Below are 1,678 nucleotides of genomic sequence, written 5' to 3' on the forward strand. Positions count from 1 at the left end.
CATCTATGAAAGTACTCGTCAGCATCAAGCGCGCGATTGACTACAACGTGCGCATTCAGATCAAGCCGGACGGCAGCGGCGTCGTCGAGAACGGGGTCAAGCACAGCATGAACCCGTTCGACGAGATTGCCGTCGAACAGGCGATGAAGTGGAAGGAGTCCGGCGACGCCGAGGAAGTGATCGCGGTCACCATCGGCCCCGACGCCGCCAAGGAACAGTTGCGCAGCGCACTCGCCTTCGGCTGCGACCGCGCCATCCATGTCAAGACCGACCAACCGGTCCAGCCGCTGACCGCGGCCCGTGTATTCAAGGCCATCGCCGACAAGGAACAGCCCAAGGTGTTTCTCATGGGCAAGCAGGCCATCGATGACGATTCCAACCAGACCGGGCAGATGACCTCGGCCCTGCTGGAATGGCCCCAGGCCACCTTCGCCTCGGTGATCGAGCTGTCCGGGGATACCACCGCCAAGGTCACCCGCGAGATCGACGCCGGCCTGGAAACCCTGGACGTGGATCTGCCGGCGGTGATCACCGCCGACCTGCGCCTGAACGAGCCGCGCTATCTCAAGCTGCCCGACATCATGAAGGCCAAGCGCAAACCCATCGAAGACATGAGTCTCGAAGACCTCGGCGTATCCGCCGCGGCATTGCTGGAAACGACCAAGACGGCGCCGCCGCCCACGCGCGAAGCGGGCGTGAAGGTCGAGTCCGCCGACGAACTGGTCGCCAAACTCAAGGAAAAAGGTCTGCTATGAGCAAGATATTGATTATTGCCGATCATCTGAACGGCACGCTCAACGCCTCCACCGCCCGCGCGGTGACCTGTGCATCCCAACTGTCGCCCGAGGCGATCGAAGTGCTGGTGCTGGCCGACGACGGTGCCGCAATCGCCGCCGAAGCCGCCCAGCTCGACGGCGTCACCAAGGTGCTGCACGCCGACAATGCCGCCAACGCGCATCCGATCGCCGCCACCCTGACCCCGCAGATCGTGGCCGCGGCGAAAGACGGCGGCTACAGCCACGTGCTGTGTCCCAACACCACCTTCGGCAAGGACCTGATGCCGCGCGTGGCCGCCAAGCTGGACGTGGCCATGGTCACCGACATCATGGCCGTGCACGGCGACTACGCGTTCGACCGGCCGATCTATGCCGGCAACGCCATCATCACGGTCAAGGCGCCGGAAGATCAGATCCTGGTCGCCTCGGTGCGCTGTGCCTCCTATGCGGAAGCCGCCGGTGGCGGCAACGCCGCCGTCGAGGCCCTGAGCCTGGACGCCGAACTGCCGACCCATACCCGTTTCGTGGGTCTGGAACAGCACAAGTCCGATCGCCCGGACCTGCAGACCGCGCCCAAGGTGGTCTCCGGTGGCCGCGGCGTGGGCAGCGAAGAGAACTTCAAGATCATCTACGACTTCGCCGACAAGATCGGCGCCGGCGTGGGCGCTTCGCGTGCCGCGGTGGATGCGGGCTACGTACCCAACGACATGCAGGTCGGTCAGACCGGCAAGATCATCGCCCCCGAGCTGTACATGTGCTTTGGGATCTCCGGTGCGATCCAGCATCTGGCCGGCATCAAGGATGCCGGCACGATCGTGGCGATCAACAAGGACGAAGAAGCCCCGATCTTCGAGGTCGCCGATATCGGACTGGTCGGCGATCTGTTCAAGATCATTCCGGAG

The 1,678-nt window shown here is 64.1% G+C and carries 2 protein-coding genes; both read left to right on the forward strand.

Annotated elements, in window-relative coordinates; all coding sequences use genetic code 11:
• The first annotated feature begins 5 nt into the window (after positions 1-5).
• Complete coding sequence (locus tag ACFOSU_RS20885) at positions 6-755, forward strand: electron transfer flavoprotein subunit beta/FixA family protein (RefSeq protein WP_380691997.1); 750 nt, start codon at positions 6-8, stop codon at positions 753-755.
• Positions 752-1,678: electron transfer flavoprotein subunit alpha/FixB family protein (locus tag ACFOSU_RS20890; protein ID WP_380691996.1), on the forward strand; the 927-nt coding region annotated here is incomplete at its 3' end. The genes ACFOSU_RS20885 and ACFOSU_RS20890, both read left to right, overlap by 4 nt.

It is taken from the genome of Salinisphaera aquimarina, assembly GCF_042643355.1.
GTDB lineage: Bacteria > Pseudomonadota > Gammaproteobacteria > Nevskiales > Salinisphaeraceae > Salinisphaera > Salinisphaera aquimarina.

What these genes read in the sequence shown, in the direction of transcription:
- ACFOSU_RS20885 (WP_380691997.1), top strand. Translation starts at nt 6, where the DNA reads ATGAAAGTACTCGTCAGCATCAAGCGCGCGATTGACTACAACGTGCGC.